Annotated in this window: 16 protein-coding genes; 9 read left to right on the forward strand and 7 right to left on the reverse strand. The window is 43.3% G+C overall.

Annotated features, from left to right (window positions below):
- Positions 1-17: 17 nt before the first annotated feature.
- Positions 18-653 (reverse strand): cytochrome c oxidase subunit 3, encoded by a 636-nt coding sequence (locus AHMF7616_RS18450; protein WP_233507636.1) that lies wholly within the window; start codon positions 651-653, stop codon positions 18-20.
- 493 nt (positions 654-1,146) lie between these two features.
- Between AHMF7616_RS18450 and AHMF7616_RS18455 the strand changes: the two genes are divergently transcribed.
- The 4 genes from AHMF7616_RS18455 (at position 1,147) to dapA (ending at position 5,288) form a co-directional block, all read left to right on the forward strand.
- A complete protein-coding gene (locus AHMF7616_RS18455; protein ID WP_115374221.1) occupies positions 1,147-1,638 on the forward strand; it encodes a DUF4920 domain-containing protein in 492 nt (163 codons plus the stop codon).
- Between the two features lie 123 nt (positions 1,639-1,761).
- Positions 1,762-3,771 carry an NAD-dependent DNA ligase LigA gene (gene ligA, locus AHMF7616_RS18460; protein ID WP_115374222.1) on the forward strand — a complete coding sequence of 670 codons (2,010 nt, stop codon included), beginning with the start codon at positions 1,762-1,764 and terminating at the stop codon, positions 3,769-3,771.
- 54 nt (positions 3,772-3,825) lie between these two features.
- Positions 3,826-4,227 (forward strand): hypothetical protein, encoded by a 402-nt coding sequence (locus AHMF7616_RS18465; protein ID WP_147275726.1) that lies wholly within the window; start codon positions 3,826-3,828, stop codon positions 4,225-4,227.
- Positions 4,228-4,424: 197 nt separating this feature from the next.
- Positions 4,425-5,288 carry a 4-hydroxy-tetrahydrodipicolinate synthase gene (gene dapA / locus AHMF7616_RS18470; RefSeq protein WP_115374224.1) on the forward strand — a complete coding sequence of 288 codons (864 nt, stop codon included), beginning with the start codon at positions 4,425-4,427 and terminating at the stop codon, positions 5,286-5,288.
- Between the two features lie 409 nt (positions 5,289-5,697).
- Here dapA and AHMF7616_RS18475 read toward each other — a convergent pair whose 3' ends face one another.
- The 3 genes from AHMF7616_RS18475 to AHMF7616_RS18485 all read right to left on the reverse strand — a co-directional run bounded on the left by AHMF7616_RS18475 (position 5,698) and on the right by AHMF7616_RS18485 (position 7,999).
- On the reverse strand, positions 5,698-6,117 hold the full coding sequence (locus AHMF7616_RS18475; protein WP_147275727.1) for a hypothetical protein: 420 nt from the start codon (positions 6,115-6,117) through the stop codon (positions 5,698-5,700).
- A 292-nt stretch (positions 6,118-6,409) separates the two neighbouring features.
- The gene (locus AHMF7616_RS18480) at positions 6,410-7,147 is read right to left on the reverse strand and encodes a (Fe-S)-binding protein (protein WP_115374226.1); all 738 of its coding nucleotides are present in this window, start codon (positions 7,145-7,147) and stop codon (positions 6,410-6,412) included.
- Between the two features lie 3 nt (positions 7,148-7,150).
- Positions 7,151-7,999 (reverse strand): beta/alpha barrel domain-containing protein, encoded by an 849-nt coding sequence (locus AHMF7616_RS18485; protein ID WP_115374227.1) that lies wholly within the window; start codon positions 7,997-7,999, stop codon positions 7,151-7,153.
- Positions 8,000-8,276: 277 nt separating this feature from the next.
- On the opposite strand from AHMF7616_RS18485, the gene AHMF7616_RS18490 reads away from it, so the two are divergent.
- On the forward strand, positions 8,277-9,164 hold the full coding sequence (locus tag AHMF7616_RS18490) for a Ppx/GppA phosphatase family protein (protein ID WP_115374228.1): 888 nt from the start codon (positions 8,277-8,279) through the stop codon (positions 9,162-9,164).
- Between the two features lie 53 nt (positions 9,165-9,217).
- Here the strand turns inward: AHMF7616_RS18490 and ppk1 are convergent, their stop codons facing one another.
- Positions 9,218-11,497 (reverse strand): polyphosphate kinase 1, encoded by a 2,280-nt coding sequence (ppk1, locus tag AHMF7616_RS18495; protein ID WP_115374229.1) that lies wholly within the window; start codon positions 11,495-11,497, stop codon positions 9,218-9,220.
- A 195-nt stretch (positions 11,498-11,692) separates the two neighbouring features.
- On the reverse strand, positions 11,693-13,648 hold the full coding sequence (gene gyrB, locus AHMF7616_RS18500) for a DNA topoisomerase (ATP-hydrolyzing) subunit B (protein ID WP_115374230.1): 1,956 nt from the start codon (positions 13,646-13,648) through the stop codon (positions 11,693-11,695).
- Positions 13,649-14,211: 563 nt separating this feature from the next.
- Here gyrB and AHMF7616_RS18505 point away from each other — a divergent pair.
- From AHMF7616_RS18505 to AHMF7616_RS18515, 3 genes are all read left to right on the forward strand, one after another.
- Entirely contained in the window at positions 14,212-15,546 is a 1,335-nt protein-coding gene (locus AHMF7616_RS18505) for an ammonium transporter (RefSeq protein WP_233507638.1), read from the forward strand.
- A 296-nt stretch (positions 15,547-15,842) separates the two neighbouring features.
- Positions 15,843-17,057: an alpha/beta hydrolase family protein gene (locus AHMF7616_RS18510; protein ID WP_115374231.1), complete on the forward strand. Its 1,215-nt coding sequence runs from the start codon at positions 15,843-15,845 to the stop codon at positions 17,055-17,057.
- A 469-nt stretch (positions 17,058-17,526) separates the two neighbouring features.
- Positions 17,527-18,690 carry a glycoside hydrolase family 26 protein gene (locus AHMF7616_RS18515; protein ID WP_115374232.1) on the forward strand — a complete coding sequence of 388 codons (1,164 nt, stop codon included), beginning with the start codon at positions 17,527-17,529 and terminating at the stop codon, positions 18,688-18,690.
- A gap of 247 nt (positions 18,691-18,937) precedes the next feature.
- On the opposite strand, the gene AHMF7616_RS18520 is transcribed toward AHMF7616_RS18515, so the two are convergent.
- Positions 18,938-19,348, reverse strand: a complete 411-nt coding sequence (locus AHMF7616_RS18520) for a winged helix-turn-helix transcriptional regulator (RefSeq protein WP_115374233.1) — start codon at positions 19,346-19,348, stop codon at positions 18,938-18,940.
- A gap of 173 nt (positions 19,349-19,521) precedes the next feature.
- Here AHMF7616_RS18520 and AHMF7616_RS18525 point away from each other — a divergent pair, with 173 nt between their 5' ends.
- Positions 19,522-20,169 carry an NADPH-dependent F420 reductase gene (locus AHMF7616_RS18525; protein ID WP_115374234.1) on the forward strand — a complete coding sequence of 216 codons (648 nt, stop codon included), beginning with the start codon at positions 19,522-19,524 and terminating at the stop codon, positions 20,167-20,169.
- Positions 20,170-20,173: the final 4 nt, after the last annotated feature.

Here is a 20,173-nt window from a genome sequence, read left to right on the forward strand (position 1 = left end):
GTGGTTGTATTTAAATCTTAATAATTAAAGAAAAGAAAAACCAGGTAAATACTTACCCACAAAATATCCATGAAGTGCCAGTAAGTACACAACATATTTACCTGTTGCCGGCGGTACGGATTTCGAATAAATACCAAAGTACGAATAGGATTTAAGGAGGCGTGCAAAGTTTTCAGGAGAATATAAGCAAGATAAACAAAGCCACCGAGCAAATGCACACTGTGTAATGCCGAAATCAGGTAAATATACGTACCCGAACCACCCCCTTGGAAAGCAATGCCGTTCATCGCCATTTCGCGCCAACCAGCTATCTGCGACCACACAAATCCCATTCCGAGAATTAAAGTAGCCCACAACGTTATTTTTAATTTTAGCAAATCATCTTTGCGGTAAAAATAAGGCGAACGGCTAACAACAAAGCTACTGCACAAAATCAGGATGGTACTAAAACTAAAAAACTTCGGAAAATGCCGGTTAATAGGCCCTTCTTCCAGCAAACGGGTTCGGATATACGCTACCATTAAAATTAAAAACAGCACCGACACCCCTACCATCACTAAATACAGCATCATTAAAAAAGGATGTACCTTTTCTATGCGGGAAAAGGTAGAACTCTGGGAGGTGCCAATCGTGTTTTTTTTATCCGGTTCCATAAATGCCTCACTTCCATTGGTAGTAGCTAAACATAACCCAAAAGGCTAGAATAAACGCTTACGGCCTTACTACCAGACAAATTACTAAATAAACGTTAAAAACGAGCGATTTGCTCTTACTGTTTTACTAAAAAAAGGCTGCTTCTATAGGTTTTATGTACGCTACAGAGTTATTTAATAGGTAACGTTGGTATAACAAAAAACCACTCCTTATGGCTCCGGTTTTTTAAATATTTTTAAAAAAGATTTGCTTTATTTCATCAGACCGTTGCGGAAGCAAGTAGAATTTTCAGAAAAAAGCATCGGGTAAGTCTATCTTTTAAAGCGGCAAATTTTTAAGTATGCCCATAACTTTCTGCTGGTTAGCCCTTGTTTTTAACTTATTTCTTCTGTTTCTACTCTCAACTTAGTAAATTTGTTTACGTGCTTACTTCAGTAATTTTTAAAAAACGTAAGCCGTATCGTACAACTTCACCACTTTATTCTTTTACTCATGAAACCAGCACTCTTTCTGTTTGCCCTCCTGTTTAGTGCTTCCGGCTGCCTGCTACCGGCTACGGCCCAAATAACTAGTCCGGTTAAAGATAAAACCGCCCAATTAAAACAATTTGGCCGACCGGTTTCGGCTACCACGGTTATTCCTGCGGCGCAATTACCTTTGGTTTTAGCCGGCAAAGATTCGGTACAAGCCAAAGTAGCCGGCGTGGTGCAAGACGTATGCCAGGTGAAAGGTTGTTGGATGGACGTGAAATTAACCAACGATACCCGCATGAAAGTACGCTTCCGGGATTACGGCTTTTTTGTACCTAAAAATTTAAACGGGAAAGAAGTAGTATTTGAAGGCACCGCTTACCAGGAAGTTATTTCGGTAGCCGACCAGCAGCATTATATGAAAGATGCCGGCAAATCACCCGCCGAAATAAAAGCCATTGTTCAACCTAAAAAAGAAATAACCTTTGTGGCCGATGGCGTACAAGTAAGATAAACTTTATCAAAAAAGCCTTATACCCGAAAGCTACCGGAAGGTAGCTTTTTTAATTTTTGGATGTTCCGGTTGCTAAAATAAACGTAGGATGTGTAGTTTTACTTAACCAACCATACCGGCCTTATGAACGAACTTCAGGCGCAAGCCCGTATTCAGGAACTTACCCAACGCATTCATTATTTAAACCACCAATATTACCAAAACAGCCTTTCGGAAGTAAGCGATTATGAATTTGATATGCTGCTGGAAGAACTTAACCGCCTGGAGCAGCAGTATCCGGCTTACCGGCTGCCCAACTCGCCTACCCAGCGCGTAGGCGGTACTGTAACCAAAACGTTTAAGGCCGTAAAGCATAAGTACCCCATGCTCTCACTGAGTAACACTTACTCCGAAGAAGATTTACGAGAATTTGATAAACGGGTGCGCAAAGTGCTGGAAGGCGATTTTGAATACATTTGTGAGCAAAAATTTGACGGAGTAGCCGTAAGTTTAACTTACCAAAATGGCGAACTAACTTTAGGCGCAACCCGTGGCGATGGTACCCGCGGCGACGATATTACGCAGAACATCCGGACCATCCGGGCCTTGCCTTTGCATTTACAAGCCGGCGACTACCCCACCGGTTTTGAAGTACGCGGCGAAGCTTTTATGCCGTTTTCCGTTTTTCAGCAACTCAACGCCGAACGCGAAGACATTGGCGAGTTATTACTGGCTAATCCGCGAAACGCTACTTCGGGCACTTTAAAATTACAAGACTCCGCGGTTGTCGCGAAACGGAAACTAAGCTGCTTTATGTACAGTTTGCTGGCCCAACCCTTGCCCTTTGAAACGCACTCCGAGTCGCTGGAAGCCTTACAACGCTGGGGCTTTCCGGTATCGCCTACGTACCGCAAATGCGCTACTCTGGACGAAGTGCTGGCCTACATTAACGAATGGGAAACCAAACGTTTTAGTTTACCTATTGCCACCGACGGTATTGTTATTAAAGTAAACAATTTTAACCAGCAGGAAGAACTGGGTTATACGGCCAAAAGCCCGCGCTGGGCCATTGCGTACAAGTATAAAGCCATGAGCGCCTCCTCCAGGCTGCAAAGCATCCGATACCAAGTGGGGCGCACCGGAGCGGTAACCCCGGTAGCTTTGCTGGAACCGGTACAACTGGCGGGCACGACGGTAAAGCGAGCTTCGTTGCACAACGCCAACGAAATACTGCGTTTGGATATTCACGAAGGCGACGTGCTATTCGTGGAAAAAGGCGGTGAAATTATTCCCAAAATAACCGGGGTAGATAAAACCCAGCGCTTACCCGATAGCCAGCCGGTAAAATACCGCGATACTTGCCCGGCTTGCGGCACGCCGCTCGTGCGTACCGAAGGCGAAGCGCATTTTTACTGCCCCAACGATACCGGCTGTCCGCCCCAGATAAAAGCCAAAATTGAGCATTTTATCACCCGCCGGGCCATGAACATTGAAAACCTGGGGCCGGAAACAATTGAGCAATTATACACCGAAGGCTTGTTACGCAACGTAGCCGACCTGTACGATTTGAAATTCGAGCAACTGGTGCACCTGGAGCGATTAGGCGAAAAGTCCGTAACTAATTTACTGGCCGGTCTCGAAAAATCAAAAGAAGTACCTTACGATCGGGTGTTGTTTGCCATCGGCATCCGGTTTGTGGGCAGCACCGTGGCCCGCAAAATTACAGAACGGTTTGCCAGCATCGAAACTTTACAAGCCGCCAGTTACGAAGATTTGATTAACGTACCCGAAATTGGCGATCGCATTGCGCTGTCTATTCTGAGTTATTTTAAAAACGACGAAAACTTACGCCTTATAGAACGCTTAAAAGCCGCGGGGTTGCAGTTTAGCCGCGAAGAAGATCAAAACCAAGCTGCTACTTCTACCAAACTGGTGGGTCTTACCTTTGTGATTTCTGGCGTTTTTGAAACCCATAGCCGTGATGAATTGCAAGATCTAATTACCCAAAATGGCGGTAAGGTAGTAAGTTCTATTTCTAAAAAACTATCTTACCTGGTAGCCGGCGATAAAATGGGCCCCGCTAAGTTAGAAAAGGCTAATGAACTAGGTATTAAAATAATCTCGGAAGTTGATTTTTTAAATATGGTAGCTTAATTAAAACTACTTTTCAATCAATTAATTCATGAATTGGCAAGTTGTTAATAATATTTGGCGCAAATGGACCTAAAATTAGAAGCTAAAGTTATCAGGCGGTTTATTGTTGATAAAAAACATGAAAGGTATCTTACATTTATTCAGGCAGAAAAAAACAGACATAAATTTATCAATGAATTAGCACACTTCAGTTCTCAGCTTAAAAACTTTGAAGAAATCAAAGGTAATGAGATGCATGTATTGGAAGAGAAACTGAAAAATTTAAAAAAGTTAACCAATTGTTATGTAATTTCAGAAAACAGGGAAATTGATGCCAGAAGAATGGAAGTGCCATTAGCTTTAGCAAAGGTGATTGGCTATGGTTCAGGAACTTTATTAGTATTTGGAGATGCAAATATAGTATATTATGAAGGAGAAGGACCAAGTGACCGATGGATAAGCAAACATGTAGAATAAACAACTTTTCCGGCAATATTATTAAACTACAACATAAACTAATAGCCTGGAGTAAGTAGTTTTTAATCCAGTATCAGCCAGTTTTATTGGTTAAAGTTAATCCCGTAGGATTTTCTGTTTTGATATTTTTAAGGCTCTATGTACTTTTGAAGGATGAAGCTTTGAGCAAAACAGCTTCTTTCTTCAAAATTTAAAGCATGAAAAGTTTACGCGGCACCGGAGTAGCGCTTATTACCCCCTTCACCCAGGACTTAGCCGTTGATTACGAAAGTTTAAGAAAGCTGCTTCACTTTAACTTAGAAGCCGGTGTAAACTATTTGGTGGTAAACGGTACCACCGCCGAGTCGCCCACCCTGACGGATACCGAGAAGATAGATATTCTAACTTTTGTGAAAGAGTTTACAGCCGGTAAAGTGCCCGTTGTTTTTGGTATTGGTGGCAATAGCACCCAACAAGTTCTGGAAATTATTAAGCAAACTGATTTTACCGGAGTAGCCGCTATTCTTTCGGTAAGTCCTTACTACAATAAACCTTCGCAACAAGGGCTTTACCAACATTATCTGGAAATAGCGAATGCTTGCCCGGTACCGGTTATTTTGTACAATGTACCGGGCCGCACGGCCAGTAACTTAACCGCCGAAACCACGCTTAAATTAGCAAAGCACCCCAACATCATCGGCACCAAAGAAGCTTCGGGCAACCTGGAACAATGCCTGCAAATTGTAAAGTACAAACCCGCAGGTTTTATGCTGATCAGTGGGGATGATATGCTTACCGTACCTTTGATTTCGGTGGGGGCCGAGGGAGTAATTTCGGTACTGGCTAATGCGTTTCCGGAAAAATATTGCCAGATGGTACAACTGGCTCTGGATAACAATTTTCAGGAAGCCACGAAAATCCTGCTCGATTTTGTAGACATTAACCCCTTAATGTACGAAGAAAGCAATCCGGTAGGTGTTAAAGCAGTGTTGGAAATGTTAGGGATAGCCCGCCCGTTTGTGCGGTTACCTTTAATGGAAGCCAGTATGGCTTTAAAAACCAAGCTGCAAAAATTATTGTAACGAGCTAATTTTTTAAATTTTTCACTCATCTGCTCATAAGAAAGCCCGGTTATTAATTCAACCGGGCTTTCTTATGTAAGTTATTGCTCATCAATTTCACGTATGTAACTGGCGCAAGTGTTAAGCGGAGCGCCACTTGTGCCTTCGTACAGGTGTCAGTCTCCTGACTGACGAATTTTTGTAGGCAGAAGTCTGTTATTCTTTCAATTATTCCATTGGATTAAAACTGCTGAATTGAGTGGGTGATGCTTATTACAACCGTTTCGTAGTGGCTTTTGGCAATTCTTGAAGCACTTTCCTGGTTATCTAAAATGCAATTGATTAATAGCTAAAAGGCTTGAACTTACCACTCTCCCAATCATGAGCTGTATGCAATATTGTACAAGTATTTCTTTAAACTTTTTACAAATTAAGTGCAATATTCGCCATCCCAAGGCTCACTAAAAGCAATTGTCGAACTGGGTTGTAGCTCAATCATTTGACATTCATCATTTGGAATTAATCCAAATGCAATCCCATCTATTTCTGTTTTAAATGGTTTCACTTCGATATTTTTAAATTTAAACCTTCCTAATTCAGATATCGATCCTTCAAGCAGTTCATTGGTTCTGTGCGGTTGAATTTCACTTGTTTTTCCGGCACATTTGTACTTTGTCTCTATATGATTTCCTTTGTTGTCAAAAAGGTAAACCAATGCGTATTCAAGTCTTTCATTTTCCCAATTATTATTTGTAAAACCATTGGGAAACACAAAAGTATCATAACCAAAAAAAAGTAGTCCACTTTCTGTCTCTCCTAAATAATGTGTATGATAATCCTCTTCACGCATTATCGGTATTAAGTCTGGATACCAATTACTCATATGCTAATCCTAAATATGTACGACTTATTAACAGAGCCAAGTAGTAATTGGCAGTTACTTTTACTAAGTAGTCTGCTAAGTCTAAGGTGAACTGTCCATCCATTGATGATACTTCAAGGCCGTCAGTCAGGAGACTGACATTTGTTCCTAAGCCCAAGTGACGCTGCGCTGAACACTTGCGCTAGTGAAAGACTTATCACTCACTTACTAGTAAATTATTACTTAAACAACGAACAACTAATAACCACCAACTACTTAACTACCAACCACTAGCCAGTACATCGGCAATGTGCATGGTTTTAATGGGCTTGTTGTTACGTTGAATATAGCCATCCAGGTGCATTAAACAACTGGTATCGGTGGATACAATGTAATTAGCGCCGGTGCTTAAGGCATTTTCTACTTTTTGTTCGGCCATGGCCACCGATATCGATTCAAATTTAACCGCGAATGTACCGCCGAAGCCACAGCAAGTGTCGGTATCGGGCATCTCGAGCAACTGTAAACCCGTAACGTTCTGCAGTAGCCGGCGGGGCGCTTCTTTAATGCCGCATTCCCGCAAGGCACTGCACGAATCGTGGTAGGTAATGGTGCCATCCAGACGGGCGCCCGGCACGGTATCAATCAACAACACATCCACCAGAAACTCGGTAAATTCAAACACCTTCCGTTCCATGTTGCGGTAATTAATAAACTTAGACGTAGTTACGAACATATCGGTGTACGCATTACGCACCATACCTACACAAGAAGCCGAGGGGCTTACTATATAATCGGAACCTTCGGCAGAGAAATCATCCAGAAATTTATGCGCTACCTGGCAACTTTCGTCTAAAAAGCCAGCATTATAAGCGGGCTGACCGCAACAGGTCTGGTTGGCGTTATAACGTACTTCGCACCCTACCCTTTCCAGAACTTTTACCATGTTCAAGCCGGTTTCCGGGTACAATTGGTCTACAAAACAAGGAATAAAAATATCAACAACGGGTTTCGCCATATTTCAGGAAGTAAAAACAGTTTCGGCCAGGGTCCATGCCGACCGAAATGCTTGCTTATTAATTTTCAAAGGTACAGCATTATTTTCGAAATATGCCACCAAATTTTCGGTTGCCAGGTTGCCGGTCAGCTCATCAGTAGCCAAGGGGCAGCCGCCAAATCCTCTTAAGGCCCCATCAAAACGGGTACAGCCGCCCGCCACAGCCGCAGCTACTTTCGCCTGCCAATTACGTGGTTGCACGTGCAGGTGCGCCCCAAACTCCACCTGCGGGAAAGTTGGGATTAAATAAGTAAAAAGTTGTTGAATATCGAGCAGTTGGGCCAAGCCCACCGTATCGGATAAAGAAATAATGGAAACGTTTAAAGTTACTAATCGCTGCACAAACTCCAAGACTATGTCGGTGCTCCAGGGTTCCTGGTACGGGTTGCCAAAGCCCATGGATAAGTAAGTAACCAAAGTCTTATTTTGCTGGTAACATAAATCCTGAATCCGGGCAATATCCTGAAAAGCCTCTGCAATAGATTTGTGGGTATTGCGCTGTTGAAAAATTTCGGACAAAGACAAAGGATAGCCGATAAAAGAGATTTTTTCCTGGGCCAGGGCTTGTTCGGCCCCTCGGACATTGGCCACAATGGCTAATAAGCGGGTAGTGGTGGCGCTCATATCCAAAGCAGCTAAAACCTGCGGCGTATCGGCCAATTGCGGAATAGCTTTCGGCGAAACGTAACTCCCAAAATCTAAAGTATCAAAACCTACTGCCAGCAGTTGCTGCAAATAGCTTATTTTTAAAGCCGTAGGTACCTGATGCGGAAACCCTTGCATGGCATCACGCGGGCATTCAATTAATTTCATGGGGGTGCGTTAGACAAGTAAGTTACTACAAAGTCAGGTTTCGGGCAAATAGCTTAACTTAAACTACCAGCCTATTTTTTAAATTTTAACTCTTGTTGAGTCTGCAAAGTAGCCTGTTAGCACAGTCTTTATCTTATTAGAAGCGTTGGCAAAACGGCCATTTAACAAATCTTCCAGACAACTGCCAAACGCTTAGATTACCCGTTGTACTTTAAATTATTTAAAAATCCATTTATTATCTTTGGGCTCGTATTTATAATCTAACCTACCTGCAAGATTGAAATTAGCTGCTATTGATATTGGCTCCAACGCTATTCGCTGCCAGATTTCCAACGTTTTTATTTACAACCAAAATCCTGTTTTTAAGCGCCTCGAATACATCCGGTACCCGATGAAACTGGGGCAGGACGTATTTGCCACCGGTATCATCTCCGAAGCCCGCGAAATGAAGTTTATTAAATTTTTACACGCGCTAAAGTTACTCATAGAAGTGCACGAAGTAGACCATTACCTGGTTTGTGCTACCTCGGCCATGCGCATGGCCCAAAATGCGCCGGAAGTTATTAAACGCGTGTACGATTTACTCGAAATGCAAATAGAAGTAATAGATGGTTATAGCGAAGCCGAATACATTAACAAGGTAATTTATAGTTTACTCGACGATAAAAACTATTTGCACATTGACGTGGGTGGCGGCAGCACCGAATTTAACGTGTACGTGGGCCAGCAAAAAGTAGCGTCGCAATCGTTTGAATTGGGTTCTATCCGGCAGTTGCAGCGCGATGGCCGCAGCGAAATGTGGGAAGTGATGAAAGACTGGGTAAAAGAAAACGCCCGCAAAAACCACGTAACGCGTGCGGTGGGTACCGGCGGTAACATCAACAAAATTTACGAACTAGCCGGTAAAATGGCCGGTAAACCTATTTTTAAAAAACAGATTGAAGACATTGTGGACCAACTGGAAAACATGACCATGGAGGAACGCCAGAGCGTGTTACTGCTAAACCCCGACCGGGCCGATGTGATTGTGCCGGCCGCCCGCATTTATTTGTCGGCTATGAAATGGGCCCGGGTAGAAAGCATGCTGGTACCCACCGTGGGTTTAAAGGATGGCATGTTGCAAGCACTATACGAAAAGCACAAAGCCGAAGTAACTCCGATTTAAGGGTTTACTTCGGCTTTAGCCTAAAAATTTAAAAAATTCAGGTTTTCCTGAACTTACTCTAATCCGGCTTGTGATTCGGCGTTCGAAGCTACTTCTAGTTCTTCTTCCGGTAATTCAGGCTCATCCTCTACGTCTAATTCATCGTCGGTTGTTAGATCGGAGTCTTCGTCACCGTGGTTTTTATAAGCTTTGGGAGAGGCCGGAATTATAGTTTGCTGCTGTAAATACTGGTGCAGCGAAACGCTATCTTCTAACTTCTCGGGGGTCAATTTATAAAACTCCTGGTGCAGGTTAAACACTTCATCAGAATCCTGTTTTTTAATGTAAGCCCCGTCTTCACGCATCACGTAGGTATTTTTATTATCTCTTAAATTGTACTTTAAAATAGTAGTAGCTTCTTTTTTCAGCTCCTCATCTACAATTAAAAATAAAGCTTCGATGCGGCGGTCAAAACTGCGCACCATCATGTCGGCACTGCCGCCCAGTATTTTGGGTTCGTTGTTGTTATGAAAATAAAATAAACGGGTATGTTCCAGGTACTCGCCCACAATTGAGGATACCGAAATGTTTTCGCTCAGCGATTTCCGGCCCGGCCGCAAGCAGCAGATGCCGCGCACGATTAATTTAATGGGCACGCCTGCTTTCGAAGCCCGGTATAATTCGTCAATTATTTCTTTATCTTCCAGCGAGTTCATTTTCATGACAATGCCGCTTGGTAAACCCCGGCGGGCGTTGCGGGCTTCGGTCCGGATCAGTTCGGCCATTTGCAGACGCATATCTTTCGGGGCCGTAATCAAATACTCGTAATCATTGGGTAAAGAATGACCGGTAATAACGTTAAAAAACTCCGATACGTCGTGGGCGTAGGTTTCGTTGGTGGTCAGTAAACTAATATCGGTGTACAACTTACTGGTTTGTTCGTTGTAATTACCGCTGCCAATGTGCACGTACCGCGTTACCTTCTCCCCTTCTTTCCGGATGATCATCATCATCTTGGTGTGCGTTTTGTACTTGCTTACGCCGTAAATAACAAAGCAACCCGCTTTTTCCAAACGTTCGCCTTCTTTAATGTTTCGTTCTTCATCAAAGCGGGCTTTTACTTCAAACAGCACCGATACGTTTTTACCGTTCTCGGCCGCTTTGAGTAAAGCCGCGGATACCCGCGACTGGTCAGCTAATCGGTAAATGGTTTGCTTTATCCCCAGAACATAGGGGTCCTCGGCCGCTTTTTCCAGGAGGCTTACTACCGGCTCAATGCTGTTGAACGGGTGGTGCAACAGCACATCGTGTTCTTTTAAATAATCAAATAAGTTTTCGTTGGCCTCTTCTATGGGCAAAGAAAAAGGCGGTACCGGCGAAGGTTGCCGGAAAAGTTTATCTTTGAAATGATTATGCTTAATAATCTGCCACAGCCCTTTTAAATCGATGAGATTATTAACCGGAAAAATATTATTATTATCGATGGCCCACCGTTCTTTTAAAACCTTCATCATGTAAGGCGACGGATTTTTTTCTACTTCCAGACGAACCACCCGGCCTTTCTTACGGGTTTTTAATTTTAATTTTATCTCCTGAATAAAGTCTGCGTCGATATCGTCGCTTTCTTCCAGGGTAAAATCGCCATTGCGGGTAATCCGAAACAGATCAATGGATACAATTTCTACGTTCCGGAAAAGTTTACCAATGCGCCAGCGAATAACTTCTTCAATGGGCACAAAAATAATTTTGTCTTTTCGCTGTATTTCAAAAAAACGCGCCAGGTTCTGCGGAATCTGCACAAAGGTAAGCCGTTGCTGCAGCTTATTCTCGTCGCTGGTTTTCGTAACCACGCCAAAAATAAGAATCTGGTTCATGAGCAACGGAAACCCGTGGTAATTATCATACATCATGGGCGTCAGCAAGGGGTAGATGGTATCTTTAAAATACCGGTCGGCCTTTTTTTGCTCTACCTCGGTTAGGTTATCGATTTTGCAGATATCAAAGCCATTTTTGTTAAAAAGCGGTACTAAGTCGTTGTTATACGTAGAATAGGCATCAATCACAAACCGGTGCGCTAACTCAAATAATTTTTTCCGGAAAGGCAACTCCCGCAAACCCGAATAATCTACCCGCTCTTTGCCGTAATCGATGTAGTTGTACAAACTGCCTACCCGGATCATAAAAAACTCGTCGAGGTTAGAAGACGTAATAGCCAGAAACTTGAGCCGGTCGAAGATACTTTTGGAAGCATCTTTTACCTGGTCGAGTACCCGGTAATTAAACCGCAGCCAGCTTAAATCGCGGCTGATGTACTTACTTTTGCGGATTTGGTCGGAGATCTTATTCGGATTCATGGTGTGATTCAACAAGTATATGTCTGCCCTAGTAGCGTTCTCTTATATAAGATACGCTTTTAAAAGCCGGCGGGTTGGTGCTGTTTTTGAACGTGCTAATTACGAATTTATTCAAAAAATCGGGCAAATAAAAAACAAAAAAAGCTTGCCGGAGCAAGCTTTTTTTAAAAATTAATGTTGTCTTAATCTAAAACATTAAGCATCTATATTAGCGTATTTGGCGTTGCGTTCAATAAAATCGCGGCGGGGAGCTACTTCATCGCCCATCAGCATCGAGAATAAGTGATCGGCTTCAGCTGCGGATTCAATAGTTACTTGCTTTAAACTGCGGGTTTCGGGGCGCATGGTAGTGGTCCAGAGTTGTTCCGGGTTCATCTCACCTAAACCTTTATATCGCTGTACGCCTACGCTGTCTTCTTTACCTTTGCCTAGTTCCTGCACGGCTTCTATCCGGTCTTGTTCGGTCCAGCAATAGCGCTCTTCTTTGCCTTTTTTAACTAAGTAAAGCGGCGGCAAGGCAATGTAGATATAGCCGTTATCAATCAGTTCGCGCATGTACCGGAAAAAGAAGGTCAGAATTAACGTCCGGATGTGCGAACCATCAATGTCCGCATCCGTCATAATAATCACCCGGTGATAGCGCAATTTTTCCATGTTCAAGGCTTTATGATCATCCGGAGTACCAAAACTTACCCCTAAAGCCGTAATCATGTTTTTAATTTCTTCGTTCTCGTAAATCCGGTGTTCCTGCGCTTTTTCTACGTTTAAAATTTTACCCCGCAAGGGCAGAATAGCCTGGAATTTACGATCACGGCCTTGCTTGGCCGAACCACCCGCCGAGTCCCCCTCTACCAGGTAAATTTCGCAATTAGCGGGTTCCGAGTCGGCGCAGTCGGCGAGTTTACCGGGTAAACCGGTACCGGATAAAACGCTTTTGCGTTGCACCATTTCGCGGGCCTTGCGGGCGGCGTAACGCGCCTGCGCCGCCAACACTACTTTTTGAATAATAATGCGGGCTTCCCGTGGGTTTTCTTCCAGGAACTGGTTCAGCATTTCGCCTACGGCGGTATCTACCGCGCCCATTACATCGGAGTTACCCAGTTTGGTTTTAGTCTGGCCTTCAAACTGCGGCTCTTGTACTTTCACCGAAATAACCGCCGTTAAACCTTCCCGGAAATCATCGCCCTGAATATCTACTTTGGCTTTTTCGAGCATCCCGGAACGGTCGGCGTAGGCTTTTAAGGTACGGGTAAGCGCCCGCCGGAAACCAGCTACGTGCGTACCGCCTTCGATGGTATTAATGTTGTTAACGTACGAAAAAATATTCTCCGTGTACGACGAGTTATACTGTAAAGCAATCTCAATCGGGATGTTATTTTTTTCGCTTTCGACGTAAATCGGTTCCGGAATTAAATTTTCGCGGGTTTCTTCTAAATACGCTACAAACTCGCGCAAACCACCTTCGGAATAAAACGACTCGGCTAAAGGCTTGCCATCCGCATCAATTTCGCGTAAATCCTGCAGGTTAATGCGGATGCCTTTATTTAAAAAAGACAGCTCGCGCAAACGGCTGGCAATGGTATCGTATTTATATTCGGTAGTGGTGAAAATAGTGTCGTCGGGCTTAAATTGCACGGTAGTGCCGTGGTCTTCGGTTTCGCCAATTTCCCGGACATCGTACTGCGGAATACCAATTTTATAAGCTTGCTCGTATTTTTTACCATTCCGACGAACAGTTACTTTTAAATCGGTAGACAGCGCGTTTACGCAGGAAACCCCCACGCCGTGCAAACCTCCCGAAACTTTATAAGAATCTTTATCAAATTTACCACCGGCGTGCAGCACGGTCATTACTACTTCCAGCGCCGACCGGCCTTCTTTCTGGTGATAATCCGTGGGGATACCCCGGCCATTATCGGAAACCGTAACCGAGTTATCGGTATTAATTGCTACATCAATGGTATCGCAATGGCCCGCTAAGGCCTCATCAATGCTATTATCAACAACTTCCCAAACTAAATGATGAAGACCCTTAATACCTATATCGCCAATATACATCGCCGGACGCTTCCGGACGGCTTCTAAACCTTCTAAAACCTGTATACTATCTGCCGAATATTCGGACATTTTTCTTTCTTGAACTTCACTCATATATCTAATTTATGCAGTCTGTCTTTAATCGGTAAAGTTACCTTTTTTATTTGGTTTTTACCAGTGTTAAATCCAGCCTATATCTATAACTTTGATAATATAACAAATATTTTTTTAAAAAATTTATATAAACTAAGCTATTAATTTAGAAACACTTAATTCTCTTGAAATAATTTTAATATTGCATTATCCTGGTTCTTACGCTCTGTTTTTGAGCAATACTTCATGCGATGCAAGCTTGAATTACCTTTTAAAATACCATTTATTCAATGCCAGGTAATAAGCAAGCTAGTTCTTCTGCTTTACTTTTTTTTGTAAACTTATCTTTTTACTAAACTTACTTAACCAGCAGCCACAAAATTTCGAATAACCTCTTCCGAAATCAAGCCTTATTCTTCAAAAAAAGTTATTTTAAACGCAAATTGCTTTAATTAAAAGGGCTTTTTTAAATTTTTACATAAATTATTCCTTTAACTCTTTCATTTTACATATTTTTCTAAAACATTTGCGTAAACACTTCGTGTTGTTCAGATAAATTTAAGGAATTTTAAATTTTTATACTCGTGAAAGAACGATTCTCTATTATTCCCTTCTTAATTTTAGTTACCATCAGCATTTTAGGGGTATTTTTTGCCGATATCCCTTCTAAACCAATGCCGACTGATGGAATTATAGCGGGTGATGTTGCCTGGATGCTGGGTGCAGCAGGTCTGGTTTTGCTTATGACGCCGGGCTTAGCTTTATTTTATGGGGGCATGGTGAGCGCCAAAAACATGATCTCGACGATGCTCCAAAGTTTTATTTGCATGGGCATCATTAGCATTTTGTGGGTAGTAGTAGGTTTTAGTTTAGCATTTGGGGATTCTATTGGTGGTTTAATCGGGGATCCGCGGACGTACTTTATGTTTCGGGGCATTCTGGAAAGTAAACCCTGGACTTTGGCCAGCACCATTCCGCTGGTGTTGTTTGCGTTTTTTCAATTAAAGTTTGCGGTTATTGCGCCGGCCTTAATTACCGGTTCTTTCTCCGAGCGCATTAAGTTTACTTCTTATATTTTATTTGTTTGCTTGTTCAGCATGTTTATCTACGCGCCGATTGCCCACTGGACCTGGCACCCCGATGGCATCTTGTTTAAAATGGGAGTTCTGGATTTTGCCGGCGGTACCGTAGTGCATATTTCGGCGGGTTGTGCCGCTTTAGCGGCCGCTTTATACTTAGGCCAACGGAAAACCGGCCAAATCCATACCACTCCGGCTAACATTCCTTTTGTGTTAATTGGCACGGGGCTGCTGTGGTTCGGGTGGTTTGGCTTTAATGCCGGCTCTGCCGTAGGCGCTAACATTCTGGCCGCAATTGCTTTGGCCACCACTAACACCGCTGCGGCTTCGGCCGGCTTTGCCTGGATTTTATTTGATGCGGTAAAAGGCAAAAAGCCTTCGGCCTTAGGCTTTTGTATTGGTTCGGTGGTAGGATTGGTGGCTATAACGCCGGCCGCTGGTTACGTAACCATTGCCAACAGTTTGTTTATTGGCACCACGGCCAGCATTATCAGCAATATGGTAGTGGCCTGGCGTACCAAATCATCTATCGACGATACGCTGGATGTTTTTCCGTGCCACGGAGTAGGTGCTATTGTGGGAACGCTGTTAACCGGGGTTTTTGCGCACCAGGCTATCAACCCCGCCAACACTACTGGCAATGGCTTGCTGTACGGCGAAAGCAAGTTATTTTTAATGCATTTAGCGGCTCTGGGTATTGTAATTGGCTTCTCATTTTTTGGCTCGCTTATTCTTTTAAAAATTACGGATTTAATTTCGCCATTAGGAGTAACCCGCGAAGAAGAAATAGCCGGCCTGGATCTAACCCAACACGGCGAGCAAGTAATGGCCGCTATTTAGCTTTCAGAAGTAAATATTTTTTTGCTGCCGGAGTAATTATCCGGGAATATAAAAAATTTAAAAAAAGTGGTCTGTAATTAACTTTACGGACCACTTTTTTTAAATATCAGATCTTGCTTCAGATGTAATTTTGCCAATTGTTAAAGCAATAATAAATTCATACGCCACACTATTTTTTACCGCCTTGGAATAAACTGGTGATTACTTGTACTTTCTAAGAAAAACAGTATGTTTGCTAAAGCAGTGTAGCAAGTGCTATTTACCGATTACCGGAATATTCTACCTTCCTTAAAACCATGAAAAAATATACCAAAATTGTAAGCTGGTGGCTTTTGCTGCAAGTACTTTTATTAGCCGGCTGTCAGTCAGACGATTCGGGCAACAACGTAACTCCCGAACCCGATGGCAGTGAACTTTTTGTGTCGGCGGAGGTAAAAACCACTGTTCCCAAAACGGTATTGCAAGGCTTAGCTTTAACGGCGGGTTACGGGCAGTTTGTATCGCTTATTAAGTACGATGTGGCTTTTTACAAATTTACTTACAAAACTACTTACAAGAATAATCCGATAAATGTATCCGGATTGTTAGCTATTCCTCAAAACACCCCGGGACCGCCGGCGTTATTGAGCGCGCAACACGGCACCATGTTCGCCGATGCCGATGCCCCTTCTAACTTTCCGGCCAGCTTTACGGGTTTTGAATTATTTGCGGCTACCGGCTACGTTACCATTATCCCGGATTTTATCGGCTATGGCGTGTCTAAAGAAATCTTTCATCCGTACTACGATCAGAAACTTTCGGCTCTTTCGGTAGTGGATATGCTGAAAGCCACCAAATACTACTTGAAGAGCCAAAATATAGCTATTAATAATAACTTATTTTTGGTAGGCTATTCCGAAGGTGGTTACGTAACTATGGCGGCGCAAAAAGAAATAGAAACCAATCCGGACCATAAACTTACTTTAACCGCCGTAGCGGCCGGGGCGGGTGGTTACGATTTAACGGGCATGTTGTCCGGGATTGCGGCTACTTCTTCCTACGCCAATCCCGCTTTTCTGGCTTTTATCATTCAAGCCTATAATACTACCTACGATTGGAAGCGCCCGCTAACCGACTTTTTTCAGGAACCCTACGCTTCTAAAATACCAACTTTGCTCGACGGTAGTAAAAATATAGATGCCATTAACCAAGAGTTAACTACGAGTCCTACGGCCTTATTTAACCCTACTTTCTACACGAACTTAACCAATCCGGCCGGCGAAACTGCCTTGAAAAAAGCCCTTACGGACAATAGTTTCTTAGATTGGGTGCCCAAAAGTCCTACCCGCTTGTATCATGGCACCGCCGACGAATCGGTTTTTTACCAAACCTCCGAAACTACCTTTAACCGGTTTAAAGCGGCCGGCGCTACCAACGTAGAATTTATTCCGATTCCGGGCGGCATGCACCGTACCAGCATTGCCCCCATGATGGCTGATGCACTGCCCTGGATTGAATCGCTGAATAAGTAGTTTTCGTTGTTAGTTATTCGAATACCAGATAACAAATTAGAAAACGCGCTATTATAAGTTATACTCTAACCTGATTTCGTAGAAGTACTTGGTATAGCCGAAGCTTATTCGTACGAGCCGTACCGCGCACGAATAAGCTTTTTTTTAAAATTGTTATTGCTACTGCTGTTTTAAACTGATTTCATAAAACATAGTATTGCGCGTATTTGCTGCTGGTGCCAATTCGACGAAAATTTACAATACATGTAGACTTACGTACTAGGGCAGAATAGGAAATGCTTCCTGAAGCGGGTAATACGAAAGCAAATGCTTTATAATTTAAAAAAACAGGCTAACTTTGCCTTTAAAAACTAATGCTATTTTATCATTTTTAAATATTTATTTAGCATATTCAACCTACCTTTTGGCAATAACGTTAGCTAGTAGTAACTAGCATAAACAAGTTATTATTTGTCTAGAACAAAGATTGATGAAGGTAAAAGTACCCGCCGCATTAAAATATTTCCTGCTGCCCATAATTTTAATTTTAGCAGCATTTCAGACAACCCTGGCCCAAAGGAATAAACCCATTGACAAAGCAGCTACCCGCCAAACTAAAGCACTCTACAAAAACCTACAGCAGGTAGCTAAAAAACACACCTTGTTTGGTCACCAACACGCTACCGAGTACGGCCATGGCTGGAACGGCGACCCCGACCGCTCCGATGTAAAATCGGTTACTGGTTCGCATCCGGCAGTAATTGGAGTAGACTTTAGCGGCTTTTCGGGACGACCACCCGAAGTAATAAAAGCGGCTAAAGAACGGGTACGCCAAACCGTGGTAGATACGTACAACCGGGGTGGCGTTATTACGGCCGCCTGGCATTTTTCTAATCCAGTAGCGCGGGGTGGTTTTAATTGGGTGGATTCCTTGTCGAAGCCGGCGGTGAAATACATTATTCCGGGTGGTGAGGCGCACGAACAATACAAAGAAATTTTGCGTGGCATCGGCGAATGGGCCCACAGCATTAAAGGCGCCGATGGCAAACTAGTACCTATCATTTTCCGGCCTTACCACGAATTCGACGGCGGGTGGTTTTGGTGGGGTAAACCACACGCGTCGCGCGAGGAGTTTATTACCCTTTGGCAGTTTACCGTTTCGTATTTACGCGACAGCTTAAACGTACATAATTTTATTTACGCTTTTTCGCCGGACAACAAATTTATTAACGAAGCGCAATACTTGGAGCGTTATCCCGGCGACAAATGGGTAGATATGGTAGGCATGGATAATTACGGCGACATGGGCCGCAACCGCTACGCGCCCGATACCGCTGCCATTAAACTAAAAGTATTATCGGATTACGCGCATAAAGCCGGCAAATTGGCGGCTTTCACCGAAACCGGTCTGGAAACTATTCCGGATACTACCTGGTGGACCAATACTTTGCTAAAAACCATGAAAACGTACGATATGCCTTTAGCTTACGTTTTGGTGTGGCGCAACGATACCCGCAGCCCCACGCACTTTTACGCGCCTTTCCCCGGCCAGGTAAGCGTGCCCAATTTTTTAAAATTTTACCGCGATCCGTATACTTTGTTCGAGAAAGATTTAAAAAACATGTACCGCCGCAGGTTTCTGGGATTATTTTAAAATTAACTTATCAGATAATCTGAATTGATAGGAGTGATAGATTAATACGTTTCCCTGTACGGAGCAGGTAGTTATTCTGGATGAGGTTATACATTTCTTAAGGGCTGTAATTTGAGTATCTTATAACAAATAATCTGAAACCAGTAACTTAAGCTTTTCTCCGGTTAAATTATCACTATAAATAATATTTAGAAGTACTAAAGTATTCAATACACGCTTTATTCAGCATCTCCAAAATTTAAAAAACCTAAGCTTTGGCCGGGCGTGGTTTACGTTCTGTTTTTTTGCTGCCTAGTTCTACTAATTTACCGCGGTTCTTGCCCGTGTTGCGGCCCCATTTAGCCATGGCCTCGATAATAGGCGTAAGTTCCCGTCCAAAATCAGTTAAGGCATATTCTACTTTCGGTGGCACTTGCGGGTAAACGGTTCGGCAGACAATGCCATCTGCTTCCAGCTCTTTTAATTGCAAACTCAGCATTTTTTCGGTGATGGAAGGTATGAGCTTTTTCAGTTCGGAGAAGCGCCGCGTTTGGCCCAAGAGGTACCACAACACCACCGATTTCCACTTGCCGCCAATGTAATTCATGGTAACATCTAAAGCACAATGAAACGTGCGCCCTTCGATTTGAAAGACCATTTGCTTGTTATTGATGAGCATGGCAAAATAAATTAAAAATTAATAGCTTGATAATCAGCAATTCCGGCAAAAACGATAGCTACGCACCCAAGTAACAGGTCTTGTTTCCCAGGTTGGTTCTAAATATCTTTCCGCACTATCTACAGGATAGTTTAAAGGTAGCCAATATAACTGATTTTTAAAATTTTAGCTTTATGAAAATAGCAGTTCTGGGTACCGGGGTGGTTGGTCAAACCATTGCGGACAAATTAATAAGTTTAGGGCACCAGGTGAAAATGGGTTCCCGGTCGGCCACGAACGAAAAAGCCACCAACTGGGCCACACAAAACGGCGCCGAAGCTTCGACGGGTACTTTCGCGGAAGCCGCGGCTTTTGGCGAACTCATCTTTTTAGCCACCAAAGGCGACGCAACTTTAGACATTATTCAACAGGCCGGGCCGGATAACTTCCGCAACAAAACCGTTATCGACATCTCTAATCCTTTAGATTTTTCCAACGGCTTTCCGCCTTTCCTTTCTATTACCAACACCAACTCGCTGGGCGAAGAAGTACAAACCGCCTTGCCCCACGCCTACGTGGTTAAAACTTTAAATACCTTGTCGGCTCATCTAATGGTAGCTCCCGGCAGCTTGCCCGAAGAAACCAGTGTATTTCTGAGTGGCAACGCAGCAGCCGGCAAAGCGCAAGCTAGGGCAATTTTAGAATCGTTTGGTTGGCAAAATATTATTGATTTAGGTGATATTACCACCGCGCGCGGTACTGAGCAACTTTTACCGTTATGGGTGCGGCTTTACGCCAAACTCGGTACTGCTAATTTTAATTTTAAGATTGTACTGGAGTAAATTT

Origin of the sequence: Adhaeribacter pallidiroseus, assembly GCF_003340495.1 — a bacterium.
GTDB lineage: Bacteria > Bacteroidota > Bacteroidia > Cytophagales > Hymenobacteraceae > Adhaeribacter > Adhaeribacter pallidiroseus.